The sequence below is a fragment of the Gemmatimonadota bacterium genome (assembly GCA_022560615.1).
In the GTDB taxonomy this organism is placed as follows: Bacteria; Gemmatimonadota; Gemmatimonadetes; order Longimicrobiales; family Gaopeijiaceae; genus UBA1138.
In genome coordinates, this window is sequence record JADFSR010000031.1 from 1 (window position 1) to 18944 (window position 18944).

At 65.4% G+C, this 18944-nt stretch carries 16 protein-coding genes; 9 read left to right on the forward strand and 7 right to left on the reverse strand.

What is annotated here, in order from left to right; genetic code table 11:
- A partial coding sequence (locus IIB36_15200; GenBank protein MCH7533083.1) for a urocanate hydratase occupies positions 1 to 549 on the forward strand: 549 nt, incomplete at its 5' end.
- Positions 550 to 566: 17 nt separating this feature from the next.
- On the opposite strand, the gene IIB36_15205 is transcribed toward IIB36_15200, so the two are convergent.
- Positions 567 to 1940 (reverse strand): formimidoylglutamate deiminase, encoded by a 1374-nt coding sequence (locus IIB36_15205; GenBank protein ID MCH7533084.1) that lies wholly within the window; start codon positions 1938 to 1940, stop codon positions 567 to 569.
- 51 nt (positions 1941 to 1991) lie between these two features.
- On the opposite strand from IIB36_15205, the gene IIB36_15210 reads away from it, so the two are divergent.
- The 4 genes from IIB36_15210 (at position 1992) to rho (ending at position 6780) form a co-directional block, all read left to right on the forward strand.
- Positions 1992 to 3224 (forward strand): imidazolonepropionase, encoded by a 1233-nt coding sequence (locus IIB36_15210; GenBank protein MCH7533085.1) that lies wholly within the window; start codon positions 1992 to 1994, stop codon positions 3222 to 3224.
- A gap of 8 nt (positions 3225 to 3232) precedes the next feature.
- Entirely contained in the window at positions 3233 to 3547 is a 315-nt protein-coding gene (locus IIB36_15215) for a hypothetical protein (GenBank protein MCH7533086.1), read from the forward strand.
- Positions 3548 to 3574: 27 nt separating this feature from the next.
- A complete protein-coding gene (locus tag IIB36_15220) occupies positions 3575 to 3937 on the forward strand; it encodes a hypothetical protein (GenBank protein ID MCH7533087.1) in 363 nt (120 codons plus the stop codon).
- 1538 nt (positions 3938 to 5475) lie between these two features.
- Positions 5476 to 6780, forward strand: a complete 1305-nt coding sequence (rho, locus tag IIB36_15225; protein ID MCH7533088.1) for a transcription termination factor Rho — start codon at positions 5476 to 5478, stop codon at positions 6778 to 6780.
- On the opposite strand, the gene IIB36_15230 is transcribed toward rho, so the two are convergent.
- Both IIB36_15230 and IIB36_15235 read right to left on the reverse strand, forming a co-directional pair.
- A complete protein-coding gene (locus IIB36_15230; protein ID MCH7533089.1) occupies positions 6758 to 7354 on the reverse strand; it encodes an SRPBCC family protein in 597 nt (198 codons plus the stop codon). The two genes, rho and IIB36_15230, sit on opposite strands and share 23 nt — an antisense overlap.
- Complete coding sequence (locus IIB36_15235) at positions 7351 to 8061, reverse strand: arylesterase (protein MCH7533090.1); 711 nt, start codon at positions 8059 to 8061, stop codon at positions 7351 to 7353. The genes IIB36_15230 and IIB36_15235 overlap by 4 nt, the downstream gene beginning before the upstream one ends.
- On the opposite strand from IIB36_15235, the gene IIB36_15240 reads away from it, so the two are divergent.
- A complete protein-coding gene (locus tag IIB36_15240) occupies positions 8062 to 8748 on the forward strand; it encodes an ABC transporter ATP-binding protein (GenBank protein ID MCH7533091.1) in 687 nt (228 codons plus the stop codon).
- Complete coding sequence (locus IIB36_15245) at positions 8745 to 11327, forward strand: FtsX-like permease family protein (GenBank protein ID MCH7533092.1); 2583 nt, start codon at positions 8745 to 8747, stop codon at positions 11325 to 11327. The genes IIB36_15240 and IIB36_15245 overlap by 4 nt, the downstream gene beginning before the upstream one ends.
- Here the strand turns inward: IIB36_15245 and IIB36_15250 are convergent, their stop codons facing one another.
- The 3 genes from IIB36_15250 to IIB36_15260 form a co-directional block, all read right to left on the reverse strand.
- Positions 11328 to 11609 (reverse strand): hypothetical protein, encoded by a 282-nt coding sequence (locus tag IIB36_15250; protein MCH7533093.1) that lies wholly within the window; start codon positions 11607 to 11609, stop codon positions 11328 to 11330.
- Positions 11610 to 11730: 121 nt separating this feature from the next.
- A complete protein-coding gene (locus IIB36_15255; GenBank protein MCH7533094.1) occupies positions 11731 to 12903 on the reverse strand; it encodes an aminotransferase class I/II-fold pyridoxal phosphate-dependent enzyme in 1173 nt (390 codons plus the stop codon).
- Positions 12900 to 14945, reverse strand: a complete 2046-nt coding sequence (locus IIB36_15260; GenBank protein ID MCH7533095.1) for a diguanylate cyclase — start codon at positions 14943 to 14945, stop codon at positions 12900 to 12902. The genes IIB36_15255 and IIB36_15260 overlap by 4 nt, the downstream gene beginning before the upstream one ends.
- Before the next feature lie 154 nt (positions 14946 to 15099).
- Between IIB36_15260 and IIB36_15265 the strand changes: the two genes are divergently transcribed.
- The gene (locus tag IIB36_15265; protein ID MCH7533096.1) at positions 15100 to 15654 is read left to right on the forward strand and encodes an energy transducer TonB; all 555 of its coding nucleotides are present in this window, start codon (positions 15100 to 15102) and stop codon (positions 15652 to 15654) included.
- 498 nt (positions 15655 to 16152) lie between these two features.
- Positions 16153 to 17637: a mechanosensitive ion channel gene (locus tag IIB36_15270; GenBank protein ID MCH7533097.1), complete on the forward strand. Its 1485-nt coding sequence runs from the start codon at positions 16153 to 16155 to the stop codon at positions 17635 to 17637.
- Positions 17638 to 17661: 24 nt separating this feature from the next.
- Here IIB36_15270 and IIB36_15275 read toward each other — a convergent pair whose 3' ends face one another.
- Entirely contained in the window at positions 17662 to 18717 is a 1056-nt protein-coding gene (locus tag IIB36_15275) for an endonuclease/exonuclease/phosphatase family protein (GenBank protein MCH7533098.1), read from the reverse strand.
- Positions 18718 to 18944 lie beyond the last annotated feature (227 nt).

Here is an 18944-nt window from a genome sequence, read left to right on the forward strand (position 1 = left end):
ACGGACGAGCTCGTGCTCGAGATGTTCCCCGAGGACGAGCACCTCTGCCGATGGATTCGCCTCGCGCACGACAAGGTCGCGTTCCAGGGGCTTCCGTCTCGGATTTGCTGGCTAGGGCAGGGGGCACGTGCCCGCTTCGGTAAGGCCATCAACGACCTGGTCGCGGCGGGCGAGATCAGCGCGCCGATCGTCATCGGGCGCGACCACCTGGACACGGGTTCGGTCGCGTCTCCCAACCGAGAGACCGAGGGGATGAAGGACGGCACCGACGCGGTCGCCGACTGGCCGATCTTGAACGCGCTTCTCAACACTGCGTCCGGCGCGAGTTGGGTCTCGTTCCACCACGGCGGAGGCGTCGGCATCGGCAACTCGCTGCACGCCGGCCAGGTCGTCGTCGCAGACGGCACACCGGAGATGGGTGAGCGCATCGAGCGGGTGCTCACGAACGATCCAGGCATCGGAGTAGCGCGACACGTGGACGCGGGCTATGACACCGCGGTGAAGACCGCCAAGGCCGCAGGGCTCAAGATCCCGATGATGGACGGGTAGCTGCTCCGCCCATTGAGTCAGCCCCTGAGCCGCTCGGCGACTGCGCGGTAGCGAGTCGCGACTTCTTCTTCTTGATCGTGTCGGCCGTCCCTCACCACCCACGACCCCCCGACCATCACGTGTCGCACAGGCGTCGCCTCACCGCTGAAGATCCAGGAGTCCAGGACCTCGTCGCCGCGTCGGCCCACGAGCGACGGATGCTCACCGTCCAGCACCACGATATCGGCTCTGGCACCCGCAGAGATCGACCCGATCTTCTGACCGCACGCCTGGGCACCACCGGCCCAGGCACCTTCGAGAAGCGCGCGACCGGTGGAACGATCCGTCTGACCCGCCGCGATGTTGCGCTCTCGAGTGGCCAGCCTCTGGCTGTATTCGAGCATTCGCAGATCTGCGACCGGGCTGACACTGACATGCGAGTCCGTGCCGACGCCCCAAGCGCCGTGTCCGGCCGTGTAGTCGGCGAACGAGAAAACTCCGTCGCCGAGGTTAGCTTCGGTCGTGGGGCAGAGACCAGCCACGGCGCCGCTCGCTGCCAACGCGAGGGTCTCTGCGCTCGTCATGTGCGTCGCGTGGATCGCGCACCAACGCTCATCGACCGCGGCGTGCGCCAAGAGCCACTCGACCGGGCGGGCGCCGAAGCAGGCAAGACACGCCTCGACCTCACGGCGCTGCTCTGCGATGTGGATGTGAATCGGCGCGGTCCCGTCCACATCCTGGAAGGCGCTCAACGCCATCTGCAGCTCCTCGCTGGGCACTGCCCTCAGCGAGTGGAGCGCCATCCCGACACGCTGGACGGTGTGGTCTGACGCGTCCTTGTGAAGGGTTGATATGTCGTTGAGAAGTTCTTCGACAGTCGCCACGAAGCGCCGCTGTCCGTGCGTTGGCGGCACGCCTCCGAAGTCGGACGTGCGGTACACGACAGGCAAGAGCGTGAGGCCGATGCCGGTCAACTCCGCCGCGGCCAGAACCCGGCGCGCCATTTCCACCGGGTCTGCGTAGGGGCTCCCGTCGGGAGTGTTCCGCAAGTAGTGGAATTCAGCGACACACGTATAGCCGTTGCGCAGCAGCTCTATCTGGAGCTGCGCCGCGACCGCCTCCACGTCGTCCGGATCGAGACGTTCCAAGAAGGCGTACATGCGCTCCCGCCATCCCCAGAACGAGTCTCCTCGCTCTGAGCTCCGTTCCGCGAGGCCCGCCATCGCGCGCTGGAACGCGTGCGAGTGGAGATTGGGTACCCCTGGCACGGCGATCCCGGTCACGAGTTCGCAACCGTCGGCGTCGCTGCCGCGTGTCACGCTCTCGATCGAACCGTCGGCGGCGATCGACACGCGAACGGACGCCGCCCACCCGTCGGGAAGAAGAACGTCGGAGAAGAAGAGGTCGGCCATTTGCGCCAGAGTGTAGATTGCCGGCGAAGATCGCGTCAATGAGGAGGGTTCCTGGCCAGCTGCGACCTGCTGATCACCAACGTCCACCTCGCGACCATGGTCGCGGGCGAAGAACCGTATGGCGCGATACCCGATGCCGTGCTCGTCACCCGCGAGGGCCGTATCGAGTGGCTGGGAGAGGCCGCGGACGCTCCCTCGGAACTCGTCGCGGACCCTGCGGAGACCTTGGATGCAGCGGGAGGATGGGCGACCCCCGGGCTCATCGATTGCCACACGCACCTGGTGTTCGGGGGCGACCGGGCTCGCGAATTCGAGCTGCGGCTCCAGGGCGCGTCATACGAAGAGATCGCGCGCGCGGGGGGTGGCATTCTCTCCACTGTGAAGGCGACCCGCGCGGCGTCCGAAGACGACCTCTTCGCTTCCGCGGGCGAGCGGCTGTCGACCTTGCTCGCACATGGTGTCACGAGCGTCGAGGTCAAGTCGGGGTACGGGCTCGATCTCGAGAGCGAGCTACGCATGCTGCGCGTCGCACGACGCCTCGCAGACGAATATCCGATCCGCGTGAGCACCACTCTGCTCGGAGCCCATGCGTTGCCACCCGAGTTCGAGACCGATCGCAACGCTTATCTGAGCCTCGTATGTGACCAGATGATCCCGACAGCGGCTGCAGAGGGACTCGCGGACGCGGTGGACGCCTTCTCGGAAGGCATCGCCTTCACACGCGAAGAGTGCGCACGCGTCTTCGAAGCCGGAGCCCGACACGGGCTCGCCGTTCGCCTTCATGCCGACCAGTTCTCGGACCTCGGAGGTGCGGCGCTCGCCTCCGAACACGCTGCCCGCTCGGCGGACCACCTCGAGTACGCGTCGGAGGCAGGGGTCCAGGCGATGGCCGAGGCGGGCGTCACCGCCGTCGTGCTGCCCGGCGCGTTCTACTTTCTGAGGGGCACCCAGGCGCCGCCCATCGAGGCGTTCCGTCGGAACGGGGTTCCGATCGCCGTGGCGACCGATCTCAATCCTGGCTCGTCACCCGTCGGCTCACCGTTGGCGGCGATGAACATGGCGTGCGTGCTGTTTGGCCTCACGCCGGAGGAAGCTCTCGCAGGCATGACGCGGAACGCGGCCCCCGTGCTTGGCGCCGCCGGGGAGCTGGGCACGCTCGAGGTCGGTGCCCGAGCCGACGTCTCGGTCTGGTCCGTTCGACGCCCGGCCGAACTATCGTATTGGGTCGGGTCGAATCCGTGCAGCGCGGTGGTTCAGAACGGGCTGCTGACGCGTCCGGAGTAGTTCCGCCCGTGGCAGAAGTACAGCGGGCCGCGTTCAGCCGCCGCGCCGACGGGTCGCCGGTCGGCTGGAGCCCCCTCGAGACGAGCGCGCTGGCGGCTTCACCTGTGCCCGCGGCGCCGAACGCGCCACCGAACGCGTCGACGGAGCCCGCGAGGGTGTCGACCTCATGCTGGGCGCCCGGGACGGCGCTGACCTCGTTCTCGGCGCGCGGGACGGCGCTGACCGCGTACTTGGCGCGCGAGATGGAGCTGACCTCGCGGTTGGCGTGCGGGACGGCGCTGACCTCGCGCTGGGCGCGCGAGACGGTGCTGACCGCGTACTAGGCGCGCGAGACGGTGTGGACCTCGTACTTGGCGCACGAGACGGCGCCGCTCTCGCGCTTCCTCGCGACGGCTGTGCTGAACGGGTCGTGGGCGTTCTGGACGGCGCCGAGCGCGTCGTCGGTGCCCGCGCGGGCGTGCGACGCGTCGACGGAGTCGTCCTCGGAGTCGTCCTCGGAGTCGCCCTTGCGCCGGGCCGGTCTGCGCCCGAACTCGCCCGCGGTGACGGAGAGCGTGTGGCAGTCGGACGTGCCGTCGCAGGATTGCGAGACGGCAGCTGGGAAGACGGCCGCGCACGGGTCGACGTGCCTTCGGCCCTCGGCGCGGAACGAGGGGCCGAAGCACGGGTCGATGGGCGCGCGTCGTCGAGCCGAGGCGTCGGCGCCCGCGTAGCTGTGCGCCCCGTCAGACGGTCGGAGGGCCGGCCGCCGGCCGGCGTGCCACCTACCCGTCGCGGCGGTGCCGCAGCTGGACCACCGAGCCGAGCCGTCCTCGTCCCCGGGCGACCGGCCGTGGGAGCACTCGAGGGCCGAGCTCGCCGACCGGTATCGGCTCCGGCTTGCGCCGGAGTCCGTGCGGGGGCAGCGGCGGTTGTGGTAGTCCCGGAACGTCGCGTGGCCGTTCGGCCTGTAGCTGTCCGAGGATTCTCCTTGTACCCAGAGCCGGCGCCGATCAGCGGCGAAGGGCGATTGACGACGACGGTCGTGCGGCCGCCGTATCCATAGATCGTGCGCACGCCACCGTAGTAGCCGCCATGGTGGCCGCCATAGTACGCGCCGTAGCCGCCACCGGTGTAGTAGACGCCACCACCCCAGTAGCCGCCCCAGGGATCGTAGTCCCAATAGGGTCCCCAGAGACTCGCGAAGGGGTCACGGATGAATACGAAGGCGCTGCGGGAGCCATAGTAGCCGCCCCTCCGACTGAACCAGCTCCGAGTGCGGAAGGAGTTGTACCGCCACGGGCTATACGCTACGCAGTCGTAGAACCAGTCGCTGTACGGGTCCCAGTAGCTGTCCCAGTAGTAGTCCCAGCACGAATAGGAGGACCGACGTCCGCGATAGCCTCGGCCCCAGCCGTCATACGACTCGGAATAAAGCCCGTACGCGTAATCGTTGTACGGGGAGTGGTGGCCCAATCCCAACCTAATGCCCGCGTACAGCGAGCCCGGTGCGTAGTAACCTCCACCGATCCCGAACCCGACGCCGGCAAACAACGGACCGACGCCCACGGAGAACGACAGATGAGCCTGCCCACGGGTCTCGTTCGCCGAAAAGGCGGTCAAGGCAGCGAGCACCAGCGTCACTCTAGCGGCGGTACGCACGATATCCCTCCCATCAGATAATAACTACCAGCGACGAACATTGCACGGGCCATGCCACGATCCATGTAAACTCCTAATCTATTGTACTACAGCGACTTATAGTCACGATTTCATGTGTCGTCGCAGAGTCGTGGCTGTCCCGGGTCTGGGACACCATGCTCGAAGCGAGAGGACACCGAATCTTCAAGCGCCGCGCACCACTAGAGCGAGAAGGTACTGGTCACGCGGTCTTCGGACTGCGGATACGCTGTCTGCACGAAACGTGAGCCTTGCCATCGACGATGCGAGCGCCGCATCGAGGGCTTGCGCATATGCCAGGATCGGACCCCCCACGGCACCCGCAGCGAGGGCCCTGAGAAACCCTCGGCGGCTCGAACGAGCATCATCATTCGTGTCCTCACGGGTAGGGTATTTGACAGCCGCCTTGATCCGCGGCGTCGATGATGGAAGATTGATGGTGTCCGGTCGATGCTGTTGCGTCGGCGCCAGAACGGCCTCCTGGCCGGCTGGAGAGGATAGGTCCATGACTCCGTTGGTACGGAGTTCATTCAAAGGCATCCGTGAGCAGTTGTCTCGAATCGGATGTCGACTCCGCAACATGGGTTAAGACGTGCCCGAATCGCCAGAGAAACCACAGGGCGAGGGAGACCGTGACAAGCTGCCGCGCAACAAGCGCCGGCGCCGCGGCCGCCGCCGTCGTTCGCCAGGTCAGGAACGACAGCACGAGCCGACGGAACAGGAACTCCTCGCACAACTCCCCGACGATCCTGCAGAACTGGAAGCAGAATCGAGACCGTTGGGCCTCCTTGAGGTTCTGGGTAGCGGCTCCGGATTCGTTCGGCGTCGGGAGTCCGGGTACACTCCCGGAAACGACGATATCTACGTGGGCTCCCGCATGATCCAGAAGTTCGGCCTCCGTACCGGAGACGAGCTCGTGGGTATCGTGGGTCATGCGCGGAACGGAAAGAGCCCCCCGCTCGCGCATCTGCAACGCGTGAACGACAAGCCGCCGGAGGACATGGTGGGGCGGCCCGAGTTCCAACGGTTGAGTGCAACGCACCCGAACGAGCAGCTCGTGCTCGAGTGCGGCCGAACGCTGCTTGGACAGCCAGACTACACCAACCGGGTCATCGATCTCATCTGCCCGTTCGGCAAGGGGCAGCGCGCGATGATCGTGGCGCCTGCCAAGGCCGGAAAGACCACCATTCTCCAGGCCGTGGCCCAGGGCATCGTCACGAACAATCCGGAATGCCACCTCATCATCCTCTTGGTGGACGAACGCCCTGAGGAAGTCACCGAGATGGAGCAGTGCGGGTTCGGGGAAGTCGTCGCTTCGACGTTCGACCAACCCGCCGCGCGGCATGTCCAGGTAGCAGAGATTACGCTGGAGCGTGCGCGTCGTCGGGTGGAGCAGGGTGAAGACGTCGTCATCATCCTCGACTCGATCACCCGGTTGGCGCGCGCACACAACACGATCAAGGGGGGCAGCGGACGCACGATGTCCGGTGGACTGGACGCCAACTCGCTCGAGAAGCCGAAGCGCTTCCTGGGTAGCGCCCGTAAGATCTCGGATACGCAGGGTGGTGGATCGCTGACGATCATCGCGACCGCGCTCGTGGATACCGGATCTCGAATGGACCAGGTCATCTTCGAAGAGTTTAAGGGTACGGGGAACAGCGAACTGGTTCTGTCGCGGGAGCTGGCTGACCGCAGAATCTACCCGGCGATCGACCTTCCCCTTTCCGCGACGCGGAAGGAGGAGCTGCTACTCGACGAGGACGCGCTCTGGCTGTCACACGCCATGCGCCGTCAGTTCTCCGGAGCTGGCCCCTCGGACGGAATGATGGAGTTGCTGGGTGCCATGAAGAAGACCGAGACGAATCGGGATCTGATCAACTGGGCTCGTAACCAGTAGAGTCGGGAGCTGCAGTCACGATCGAGTCGACCGCCATGGCGCCTGCCGAGTCGGCGAGCAATACCGCTAGGCGGTCCAGGCTTTTCTGAAGCTCTTCGCTCTGGGCGCGATCCATTGAGAGCGCCCAGTATCCCATGAGCGGATTGCGGCCCAGGTCGCCTTCCTCGCGCCAGCGCACGCGCGTCCCCGTCCCCTCTGGGGTTAGCTCCAGCGTGCCGAGTGTCCACATCCTCCCATCGTTGACCTCGACTCTGTAGCTCACATGCGTCGGGGCGTCGGCCTGGACGATCGTAAAGGTCCCGCTGCCGAATTCGGGATCGTCCCAGCGCAGCGTCGCTCCGGCTCCCCTCTCGGGTCCCGAGACCGTGCTGCTGTCTGGCCACGGCGTCCAAGCTAGCCAACCCTCCGGAGAGTCGAGGTACCGAAACGCGGCGTCCGGTGTTGCCCGCAGGAGCCCCCTCGCTTCGGCCTCCCAGGTAGCCGGCAGCGCGAAGCCCAGCCCGAGCAATGTAAAAAGGAACAGTGCGCCGGTCCCGAGGATTTTCGTCCCGAAGCTGAACGGACTCTGGCTCATCGTGACCCTTCTAGCTCCCGCAAGACGCCCTCTAGGACGGTCCATACGTTCCGTGCCACGCGCTCGTGGCCCTCAGCAGTGGGGTGGATGCGATCGTCCTGGTTGAGTTCGGGGACGCCGGCGACGCCCTCGAGCAAGAAGGGGATGAGTGCCGAGCCGGTGTCTTCCGCCACGGTCGCAAAGATCTCACGAAACCTATCCGTGTACGTATGCCCGAAATTGGGGGGTGCCTCCATCCCGGCGATCACCACCCGCGTGCCTGGGTACCGTGCGCGGGTACGATCGACGATCGTGCGGAGGTTGTCTTCGAGCGTCGCTGGATCGTGACCTCGAAGGCCGTCGTAGGCGCCGAGCTCCAGGACGAGCACAGCGAGAGGTTCACGCAGGACCCAATCCAGACGTCGCACGCCCCCTGCGCTCGTCTCTCCGGAAACTCCGGCGTTCACGGGCCGGAACGGCAAGCCTGCCGAATCGGCCAGTTCCGCCAGACGGGCGACGTAGCTATCCTCGTCGCTGACTAGACCGAGTCCGGCGGTGAGGCTCGTGCCGAGAAAGACGACGGTCGGTCGCTCGTCCGGAGGCGTCGCTCCCGCCTGTCGGTGAGCGGAGGCGGCCTCCCCGACATCCGGCGTGCCGGAAGCTGGGTCATCGGGCTGCGCGCAAGTGGCACAGGCTAGCATCGAGATGATGAAGAGGAAGCGTCGCATATGATGATCGTGGCCCAGGGCCTCGAGAAAACCTACATGAGCGGAGGCCGGCCCTTGCCGGTGCTGACCTCCATCGATCTCGAAATCGAGCCCGAGTCCTTCGTGGCCGTCGTCGGCCCCTCGGGGAGCGGCAAGACGACGCTCTTGGGCCTCCTGGCCGGACTCGACGAGCCGACCCGTGGTCGCGTATACCTCGACGGCGAAGACATTTTCGCGCTTACCGAAGACGGTCGAGCCGAATTTCGGGTCCAACAGGTCGGTTTCGTGTTTCAAACGTTTTATCTGTTTCCGACGTTGACCGCGCTGGAGAACGTGCTGGTGCCCCTGGAGCTCCGAGGCACCGCCAAGGGCCTGCGCAACGAGGCTACGGCCCTCCTGGAGCGCGTAGGCCTCGGTGACCGGCTCGACCACTTTCCCGCTCAACTCTCCGGCGGAGAACAGCAAAGAGTAGCTCTGGCACGCGCCTTCGCCAATCGCCCGAAGATCTTGTTCGCCGACGAGCCGACCGGGAATCTCGACCAGGAGACCGGTGAAGGCATCGTCGACATCCTCGAAGAGTTGAATCGCGACGCGTGTACGACTCTCGTCATGGTGACGCACGACCTCTCGCTCGCGGCACGGGCACACAGAATCGTGTCGCTGGCGGGGGGCCGGATCGTCTCGGACCGGGCAGGGCATACAGCTTGAGAAGCAGGCTACGCCTCGGTTTCGCCGTGCGCTTCGCGATGCGGGAGAGCCGACACAGCCTCCGCCGCGTGGGCGTATACATGGCGTCGATCACGCTGGGAGTGGCAGCTCTGGTCTCCATCCACTCTTTCCGAGACGACGTAGCACGCTCGATTCAGGAAGAGGCGGACGTGCTCATGGGGGCCAACGCACGCCTTACCGCCGGCCGAGTACTCCCGGATTCCATCAACACGCTCCTGGATTCGCTAAGCCGGGCCGGCGTCGAGATCGCTCGAGTGACGACGACCGGCTCAATGGTGCTCGCGCCGGTCTCGGGCACGGTTCGCCTTATGCAGGTGAGGGCGGTGAGCGGGGGCTACCCCTTCTACGGCGCCGTCTCGACGGAGCCGGCAGGTCGCTGGACCGGGGGCATCGGCCCGGGCGAAGTCCTGGTCGATCCCGCCGTGCTCACGCAGCTCGACACGCGCGTGGGTGACACGCTCGTGGTGGGCCGCGCTCGCCTGGTGATTGCGGCGACCGTGGCTGACCTGCCGACGGACCTCGGTTTCAATTTCGCTATCGGACCTCGGGTTTACCTCTCGCAGGAAGCCATGACCCGGGCCGGGTTGCTCGGCTTTGCTTCGCTGGCCCGCTATGAGGTCTTCCTTCGGTTGCCGGAACGAGACGACCGCTTCGCGCTGCGGGAACGGTACGGAGACCTCTTCTCGGCCACCCAGGTGCGCTACACCACCGCGGAGGAACAGGCGCAGAGCCTCTCCAACGGGATCCGATTCCTCGGGCGCTTTCTGGCGCTCGTGGGGCTGGCGGCCCTCCTGCTCGGCGGGGTCGGGGTCGCGAGCTCGATCCACGTGTACGTGCGCGAGAAGCGACCGGGAGTGGCGGTGCTCCGGTGCATGGGAGCGAGCCAATGGACCGCGTTCCTCGCCTACCTGATCCAGGCTGGAGCCATGGGGCTCGTGGGTTCATTGGCGGGGGTGGCGCTCGGAGTCCTGGTGCAGGAGACGCTCCCCCTCGTCCTGACCGATTTCTTACCGGTGGAGGTCAGCACGCGCTTCTCCCTCGGTTCCGCGCTCACCGGCCTCGGAATCGGCGTGTGGGTCGCGCTAATCTTCGCGTTGATCCCGTTGCTCGGGGTGAAGGACGTGTCCCCACTGCAAGCGCTGCGTCAGGACTTCGAGCCCGCACGTCGACGCGCTGACCCGCTGACGATCGGTGCCTACGCGCTGCTCGCGGCAAGCGTGCTGATCCTGTGCATCATCGAGGCGCCCGAGGCGACGCTCGGACTCGGCTTCGCCGGTGCTCTCGCTGTCGCGGTCGGCGTGCTGACCCTCGTGGGCTGGTCGCTGACTCGCCTGACCCGCCGTTTCTTTCCGCGAGGCGCCTCGTACCCGATCCGACAGGGCGTGTCGAACCTCTTTCGCCCTCGAAACCAGACGGTGGCCGTCACGCTCGCATTGGGCTTCGGAGCGTTCGTCATCGGCACAGTCGTCGAGGTCGAGGGCAATATTCGCAACGACCTCAGGGTGTCGTTTGGCGAGGGACAACCCAACGTTCTGTTCTTCGACGTCCAGACGGACCAGGTCCAGGGCGTGATCGACCTGCTGCCCGAACCAGCCCGGAGCAGCGCAGAAGTGGCACCGCTGGTCCCGTCCAAGATCGTGGCGATCAACGGAAGGGGCCCGGACGAGTTGCGCGCTGACACCGTACGAGAACGGCGCCCCGATGGCTGGGCTCTGAGAAGGGAATACCGGAACAGCTACCGCGCCGAGCTCGGGCGCGCGGAGACGTTGGTGCACGGCCGCTGGTGGGACGGGACTCCAGGGGAGGAAGACGGCGAAGAGGTCGATGCCGGGGGCCTTACTCGGCTCTCGCTCGAGTTGGGGGTCGCCGAGAGCCTCAAGGTCCGCCTCGGCGATACCATCACGTGGGATATCTCGGGGATGCGCGTCCCATCCGTGGTGACGAACCTCCGGCGAGTGGATTGGAACCGCATGGAGCCGAACTTCTATGCGATTCTGGAGCCGGGGGGGCTCGAGGACGCACCGCAGACCGTCATGATCGTGGCGCGGCTTGCGGACCCTGGCGCGCGAGCTGCAGTGCAGCGAGATCTGGTCCGGGCGTTTCCGAACGTGTCGGCGCTCGACTTCTCACGGGTCCAAGAGGCGATCGACTCAGTTCTCTCTCGCGTCCGGCAGGCGGTCGGCTTCCTAGGGGCGTTCAGCGCGCTCGCAGGTGTGCTGGTGCTGATCAGCGCGCTCGCCACGTCCCGTGTTCAACGCCTCCGCGAGGGTGCGCTGCTCAAGATACTCGGCGCCAGCCGAAAGCAGGTGCTGACGGTCCTATTTGCCGAGTATTTGGCGCTCGGCACACTGGCCAGCGCCAGCGGCCTGCTCTTGGCGGTAGTCGCCGGCGCGGTCGTCGTACCGAACGTATTTGAACTCACCTACGCCCCACGCGTGATGCCGCTCATCGCGATCTGGGCGGTTGTGGCCGGCCTTACCGTCCTCGTGGGGCTCCTCGGCAGTCGAAGCCTGCTGACAAAGCCTCCCCTCCCCGTGTTGCGGGAGGCGCCCGAATAGTCAGTCCGTCATGGCGGCGGCCAGCGTCTCGGCGGGGACTTTCAAGGAGGCCTGATGGTGACACCCCTCACACGTGATCGGGTGTGGTGTGCGAAGCCGGGTGCGTTTCACCCTGAGGGGCTCGTCACAGTTGGGGCACGTGCCCTCTAGGGCGATCAGGGTGAATCGTTCGATCATGCGTCGTCGCGCCAGGATGATGCCAACTGCGAGCGCACCGATCCCCCAAGGGGCGTGGGGTGGGACGATGGCCGCGACCGGCGCGATCACGAGGAAGATGCCCATCGTTCTGGCGGCTCCGCCGACGCGCCAACGACGTCCGCGCGGTCGGATGGACGCAAGCGCCTCGGTTGGCTCGAACCCGAATAGTGTGACCCGAGCAGTAGTGCGAATAAGACCGTCTCGCTCAGGGGCGCGCAAAGGCTCTCAGTCGTTCCGCAGCGGCATGCAGTGTCTCGAGGCGCTTGCAAAAGACGAAGCGCACGACAGAGCGCCCCCCCTCAGGAGCGCTGTAGAAGCTTGAGCCCGGGACGGGGGCGACACCGCCCTCGCTCGTCAATCGCTTCGAGAAGGTGGTGTCGTCCTCATCGGAGATCCCGCTGAAGTCCGCCAGCACGTAATACGCACCTTGGGGCGTCGTGCAGCCGAATCCTGCGCTCTGCAGCGCTGAGACGAGCACGCCACGCCGCTCCCTGTAGGCCTCGACCATCTGAGTGTAGTAGTCTTCGCCGAGCTCACGAATGCCGACCGCGCATGCCTCCTGCAGCGGAGCAGGGGCGCCCACTGTGAGGAAGTCGTGCACCTTCCGGATCGCCTCCGTGAGATGCGGCGGAGCCACGATCGTTCCCACGCGCCAACCTGTCACGCTGAACGTCTTGGAGAGCCCACTCACGGTGATCGTACGGTCGCGCATTCCCTCGAAGGCCGCGAGCATGAGATGCTCACCCTCGTAGTAGATGTGCTCGTAAATCTCGTCGGTGATCGCGAGGATGTCGTGCTCCCGGCAGATATCCGCGATCGCCTGGAGTTCCTCCCGGTCGAACACACGTCCAGTCGGGTTGTTCGGCGTATTGATGACGATGGCACGCGTCTTCGGCGTCACGACTGCCTCGAGTCGCGCGCGCTCCAGCCGATAGTCGGGCGCCTCCAATGGGAGAAACACCGGACTCGCCTGCGATAGCACGGCGTCGGGGCCGTAGTTCTCGTAGAAAGGCTCGAAGATGATGACCTCCTCGCCGGGATCGATCGTTGCGAGCATGACTGCGGCCATCGCCTCGGTCGCCCCGCAAGTCACCGTGATCTCACGCTCCGGGTCGAACTCGAGGTCGTACATCGCGCCGTATTTCTCCGAGAGCGCATGCCGTAGGTTCGCGGTGCCCCAGGTGATCGCGTACTGGTTCACGTCGTTCTGGATCGCCGCACACGCGGCGTCCTTGAGCAGCTTGGGCGCGGGAAAGTCCGGAAACCCTTGCGCGAGGTTGATTGCATCGTGTTCCTGAGCGACCCGTGTCATCTGCCGGATCACGGACTCCGAAAACGCGTGCGTGCGCTTTGCGGTGCGTAGCATGAGGTCGGTCATTCTGGCCCCGTGTCGCTGTGGGACTTCATGAAAATCGCGTGAAGATCCTCCGCGCATGCACGTACTGCCGTGACGACGTCGGGATCGTACCAGGTGCCACTCATATCACCGATCTTGGCGATCGCGTCGGCCCAACCGATTGCCGGCCGATGGGCGCGGTCACTCGTCATGGCATCCAGGGCATCGCACACCGCCACCAGACGCGGCGCGAGCGGGATGGCGGCGCCGGCCAGCCCATCGGGGTAACCCTTTCCATCCCAGCGTTCGTGGTGCCAACCGACGACCGCCAGCGCGACCTCGTCGTCCAGAAGCGGTCGCAGTAGGGCGCGCCCGGTGCTGGGATGCCGCTCCACCGACTCTCGTTCGTGTGGCTCGTGGTGGTCCTTCTTGTTCAGCACTCGGTCGGAAAGACCGAGGTTGCCGATATCGTGCAGCCGGCACCCGAGCATGAGTCCTTCCCGATCGATGAGACTCTCGTCGGGGTCGAGCTTCGTCGCCACGCGCATGGCGAACTCCGCGACACGTGCCGCGTGCTGAGCCGTGAACGGATCTCTGGCCTCGACCGCCCGGATCAGCGAGGCGGTCCCTTCCAGCACCGCCTTCCTCACCGCGGTCTGGCGCCCGAGCGCGTCCTCACTCAGCTCGGCGGACTTGGCGTTGCGCTCTGCGATGCGGTCACGACGATTCAAGGAATCGATCAAGTGACTCCGCATTTCCAGCATTCCGAAAGGCTTGAACAGGTAGCGATCGGCGCCCGCGCTCAAAGCTTCAGCCGCGACCCTGGGGTCGTGCGGGCTCGTGATCACCAGGATCTGAGTCATAGGCCAACGCGACTTCGCGGCGGCGATGAGTTCGGTGCCGTGCGTCGCGGGCAGCCGTAGGTCCGTGATGATGACGTCGTACTCCTTGGAGAGGGCGTGGATTCCCGTGGGCACGTCGACCCCCTGATGGACTTCGAAGCCTTCGCTCTTCAGATAGTTGCTGACGAGACTGCGGACTTGATAGTCGTCCTCGACGACCAGCACACGGCGGCCCTTCCCGAACCCCGTGATCTGGTGAGGAAGCAGCGTCAGCGGCGGCCTACTCTTTCCTACGTCGGCACCGGCACGCGCGCAGTCTTCCGGTTCTTCGCCCACCCGCTCCAGTAGCTCCTCAGGCGCGTCGTGTGCGGCCAGCACCGACCCCGTCATTCCGTGGCCAAAGAGCCGCAAGCAGTTCCGACCCGCGTTCTTCGCCTCGTAGAGTGCGTGGTCCGCGGCGGCCAGCAACTCGTCCGGTGAACGCATACTGCGATCGTATGTGGCGACACCTGCGCTCACGGTCAGCCGATCTCCGTGTCTGAGGTCGGTCTCGGAGAGCACGGCGCGGATGCGGTCGCCGAAGATCAGTGCGCCTTCGGTGTCCGTCGAGGTCAGGATTGAAAGGAATTCCTCGCCCCCGAAACGAGCAGACAGGTCCATCCGACGTGTCGTGCGCTCGAGGATGTCGCCGAATTCCCGAAGTGCGACGTCACCGGCCGCGTGTCCAAACCTGTCGTTGAATTTCTTGAAGTCGTCGAGGTCGAAGAGCACGAGAGAGAGTCGCTGCCCGCGTTCGGCGGCGGCGAACGTGTTCTCGAGGAAGAGGTGGGCATTACGGCGGTTCGGCAGCTCGGTCAGCAGATCGGTGAACGCCATGTCCTCGACCACGGCGCGCTCCTGGTGGAGCGATTCGGCTAGCCATCCGACGCAAAGTGAGATCGCGACATAGGAGATCACGACCCCGAGAAGCATGTCAGGCACCTGTCGCCCGGCCAGCAATACCGCGGCCTGGGTCACGGAGAGCGTCGCTATCCCGGCCGCCAACGCGGTGGCGATTCCCCGCCAAGCGCCGTAGTAGGCCAGCATGAATACGGGCAGGAGCGCAGTGAGCCACAACAACGCGCCGTAGTCGCCGAGTTGCTCCGGGAACTGGAGCGCCCCGATGACGGGAACCGTCAAGGCGGCGATTGAAAGGACGAGCGCGGGAGGTGGAATGGTCCCGCCGATGAAGTCGATCCTCATTTCGAAATGTGTCCCTCACCAGGCAGGGGGGTCAACAGGGACCGAATCTGCGGGTGGCTGAGGGGACTGCCAACACGAGAGGCTGGTACGAGCGGGTGCGACCGACGTAGGTTGCCGTGGGCTGGTGACCCGAACTCAGTCGGAAGGAGGGAGGATGATGAACAAAGGAGCCGTATTGTCCCTGTTGGTCGCGGGGCTGATCACCGGCAGCTATCTCGAGTTCCGGATGAACCAGAGCGACGGCGTTGCTGATACGCAGGTCGTCGAGGCGGAGTGGCGTGACGACGTCCCACAGACTCCAGTCGAGCCGGTGGAGCCGTCCTCACCGCTGGTCGAGGAGTTGGTGCCGCCTCCGCCCCCACAACCACCTGCGCCGCTCGAGCGTCAAGACATCAGGGAGGCGCCGACCTTCACACCGTACACCGTAGCTCCTTCTATCACGAATCGGCAGGACGTCGTCCGGGCGATGGAAGAGGCGTATCCTCCGCTCCTGCGGGACGCCGGGATCGGGGGCACCATTCGGGTCTATTTCTTCATCGAGGCGGACGGTACCGTCGGAAGCGTGCAGATCGACCAGTCGTCCGGCCACGCCGCGCTCGATGATGCGGCGCTGCGTGTCGCAGACGTATACCGGTTCAGCCCGGCGATGAACCGCGACGAGGCGGTTCCGGTGTGGGTGAGCTTCGCGATCACGTTCCAGGTTCGGTAGCGCGCCTCGGGTAGGCGCCCGCCGGGGTTGACGTCTTGATCGGAGAGACACCTCCGCCGCCCCCGTGCCCACGCAGCACGGGGGCGCCCCCGAGTCCGCGCCAACATTGAAGAAACTGCCAAGAAGCCAACGGTAAGGCGCACAGAGAAGTTCGTTTCAGAACGTCCGCTCTGGTCTCGTTTCAGGGGGTCACGTCACTCGCGATGCGAACGGCGGTGTCGGCGGCTTCGGCCATCTCTCGTCCGAGGTACCGACGATTTCGATGACTTTGGCGACTGAATGGTTTCCCATCTTCGAGGTCTCCTGTCGGCGTGGCGCGACGGTTCGCGCGGGGGTGACTCACACGATAGACTGGGCTCGAGGACTGAAGTTACATCGGCCCAGTACGGGATGCTCCGGTGGTCGGGAGCCCTCGCCATGTGAGTTTTGGGCCGGGCTCCTGCCTGACGCGTCGTGCGACCCGTCAATCGGGCCATTAGCTAGAAAGGAGCCGGACCGATGCAAGAGAGTCTTAATCAGATGCTCGAAACCGCTTGGACCTATTTGCCGAACCTGGCAGCCGCGACGGCCATTCTTGTCGGCGGCTGGCTGGTCGCCCGCATTTTGGCTGCGGTCGTTCGCAGAGTCCTGAATCGTACCGAGCTGGACAACCGCCTGGCGGCTTGGATCGGGGGAGAACGTGGAGCGGCACTCCCGATCGAGAACATATTCGGGAAGGCAGTCTTCTATCTCGTCATGCTCTTCGTACTGGTCGCGTTCTTTCAGGCGCTTAAGCTGGACCTCATCACCGAGCCGCTGAACGCGCTGCTTACGCAGCTCTCCGAGTTCGCACCGCGGGTCCTCGGCGCGGCAGGTCTTCTGATCCTGGCATGGGTGGTCGCCACCGCACTCCGTCGCGTCGTGTCCGGAGCCATGTCGGCCGCGAACCTCGACGTGAGGTTGGGCGAGAGAACGCTCGAGGAGGGCGGTAGCCTACCCCTCAGCCGTACTCTCGCAGACGCCGTGTATTGGCTGGTTTTTCTCCTCTTCCTTCCGGCGTTTCTGGGCGCGCTGGCCATCGAGGGGCTCCTCGCACCCGTACAGGGCCTCACAGATCAGATTCTGTCTTTCCTGCCCAATCTCCTGGCCGCTGGCCTGATCTTCGCCATCGGTTGGTTCGTCGCCCGTCTGGTGCAGCGCATCGTCACGAACCTGCTCGCCGCCGCACGGGCGGACTCGCTGCCCGAGCGACTCGGTATCGAGGGCATGGGGAGCTTGAAGGTCTCGAACCTCGTCGGACTCGTGCTCTACGTCCTGATTCTGATCCCGGTCGTGATCTCGTCTCTCAACGCGCTTCAGCTCGACGCGATCACGAACCCGGCGAGCGCCATGCTGGCCAGCATCTTGAACACGGTTCCAGGCCTGTTTGCGGCGGCTCTGGTGCTCCTCATCGCTTACGTAGCGGGCAAGCTCGTGAGCGGACTCATTACGAATGTGCTGGCCAGTGCTGGATTCGACGGCGTTTTGGCAAAGCTCGGTTTCAAGGGCGCCGACCGGCCGGGCGGACGTTCGCTCTCGGAGATCGCCGGCTCGCTGACGCTGGTGGCCATCATGGTCTTGGCCACCGTCGAAGCGGCCAACATGATCGGTTTCGTGTCTTTGAACGAGGTTCTGAGGGGTTTAATCGAGTTCGGCGGCCAGGTGCTGCTTGGTCTCCTGATCTTCGGGATCGGCCTTTGGCTCTCCGGCCTGGCGGCCACGACTGTAAGGGACAGCGGCGTCGGGCAGGCCGATACACTCGCGATCGCGTCGCGGGTCTCGATCCTGGTGCTTGCCGGCGCAATGGCTCTCAGGCAGATGGGGCTGGGCGAGCGGATCATCGAGCTCGCGTTCGGTCTCTCGCTCGGCGCCGTCGCGGTCTCAGTCGCGCTGGCTTTCGGGCTCGGCAGCCGGGACATCGCCGCTGAACAGGTGCGACGCTGGAGGGACGGCGCTCGGAGCTGAGGGCCCATGACGTGCCAATGCCCTTCAATCCCGACGGACGGTGGCAAGGATGGGACGATGATCCGAGCCCACGTCTCTTCCCAGCTCCGCCCCGATGACAATCCAGTCGTCGTCTACCAGAATGTGGTCGATGCGAGCCCGGATCCATCCGTTCAAGCGCGTGCCTCCCAGTCCGTGGCCCAACAGCGAGAACGAGTTTTGCCAATCGGACCACACCTCTCTGTAGATCGTACTCTCGGCCGGGGTGTTGAAGTCGCCCACCACCAGGCTCGGACCGACGAACTGGCCTACCCAGCCGCGTGCGGCCCGAAGCTCGATTGCACGCAGAGCCGACTTCTCGCTCATCCGGTCGATCCCACGTTCGAGGTCGCCCTCACGCATCAGGGTGAGTCCAGCCCGGGGGGTCTCGAGGTGGAGGTTGGTCAGGTAGACCTCCTCCCCCTCGATGTCCAGAACGTACGTCATCACGAGGGCCGAGCCCCCTGCCAGTCGGAAGCTCTCTCGCTCCATCTGCCGCACCTCGAGGATCTCGAAGCGGCTGACGAGGCAGAGGTCGTTTCGCACGTCCGTATGGAAGTCGGATAGGAACGAAACGGCCTCCCGAAACGCCCCCCGGCACTCCTGAAAGGCCGCGAGATCGGTGTCCCATTCCAGCATGAGTGCCGTCGGCCCTTTAGTGATCGACTCGCCGCCGGCGACGTTGAAGCTCGCCACCCGGAGATCTCCGGCCGGGTCTTCCGACCGGAGCAGATCGCGCCAACCCGTCCGAAGCCCCACCACCGGCCCGAGCAGCAAGACTCCGATGACCGCGAGGGGTACGGTGATGGCCCGATCCCGGCGCAACGCCAAAGGCACCAATCCCATCAAAGGAACCAGCAGGACCCACCGAGGGCCAAACAGCAGGGTGGTCGCCGGCCACCAGAGATCACTCCACAGCCAGATCATCGCTAGCGCCAAGAGCGTCACGCCCGAGTAGACCGCCGTGCCCCACCAGAGGCCACGATCTATCGTGGACCGGCTCGCCGGCCTTCGAAGATTCGCGGTCCAACGAACCAGTCGGTGCCGCCTCGTCGGGTCCACCGGGGACCTACAGACCGGGCAGCGCGCCGAACGCCAAAAACGCCGCCCACGTCCCAGACGGACGCGGTGTCCCTGAACGCAGGGGACGACGACGTCGCGCGGTTTTGCGTTAGCTGCCATGTGGCCCCTCGATCCGGGCGGTCTACCCCAATTGACTCGGGTAGCACGGTTGGCGCCACCACCTCATATGCCGGGGGAAGAGCAGCGTGCCGGTCTCCACCCTCGAG

Bases quoted from the DNA above. Each gene is read 5' to 3' on its own strand.
- IIB36_15265 (MCH7533096.1), top strand. From the start codon at position 15,100: ATGATGAACAAAGGAGCCGTATTGTCCCTGTTGGTCGCGGGGCTGATC.
- IIB36_15250 (MCH7533093.1), bottom strand. From the start codon at position 11,609: ATGGGCATCTTCCTCGTGATCGCGCCGGTCGCGGCCATCGTCCCACCC.
- IIB36_15240 (MCH7533091.1), top strand. From the start codon at position 8,062: ATGATGATCGTGGCCCAGGGCCTCGAGAAAACCTACATGAGCGGAGGC.
- IIB36_15260 (MCH7533095.1), bottom strand. From the start codon at position 14,945: ATGAGGATCGACTTCATCGGCGGGACCATTCCACCTCCCGCGCTCGTC.
- IIB36_15205 (MCH7533084.1), bottom strand. From the start codon at position 1,940: ATGGCCGACCTCTTCTTCTCCGACGTTCTTCTTCCCGACGGGTGGGCG.
- IIB36_15270 (MCH7533097.1), top strand. From the start codon at position 16,153: ATGCAAGAGAGTCTTAATCAGATGCTCGAAACCGCTTGGACCTATTTG.
- IIB36_15255 (MCH7533094.1), bottom strand. From the start codon at position 12,903: ATGACCGACCTCATGCTACGCACCGCAAAGCGCACGCACGCGTTTTCG.
- IIB36_15230 (MCH7533089.1), bottom strand. From the start codon at position 7,354: ATGAGCCAGAGTCCGTTCAGCTTCGGGACGAAAATCCTCGGGACCGGC.
- IIB36_15235 (MCH7533090.1), bottom strand. From the start codon at position 8,061: ATGCGACGCTTCCTCTTCATCATCTCGATGCTAGCCTGTGCCACTTGC.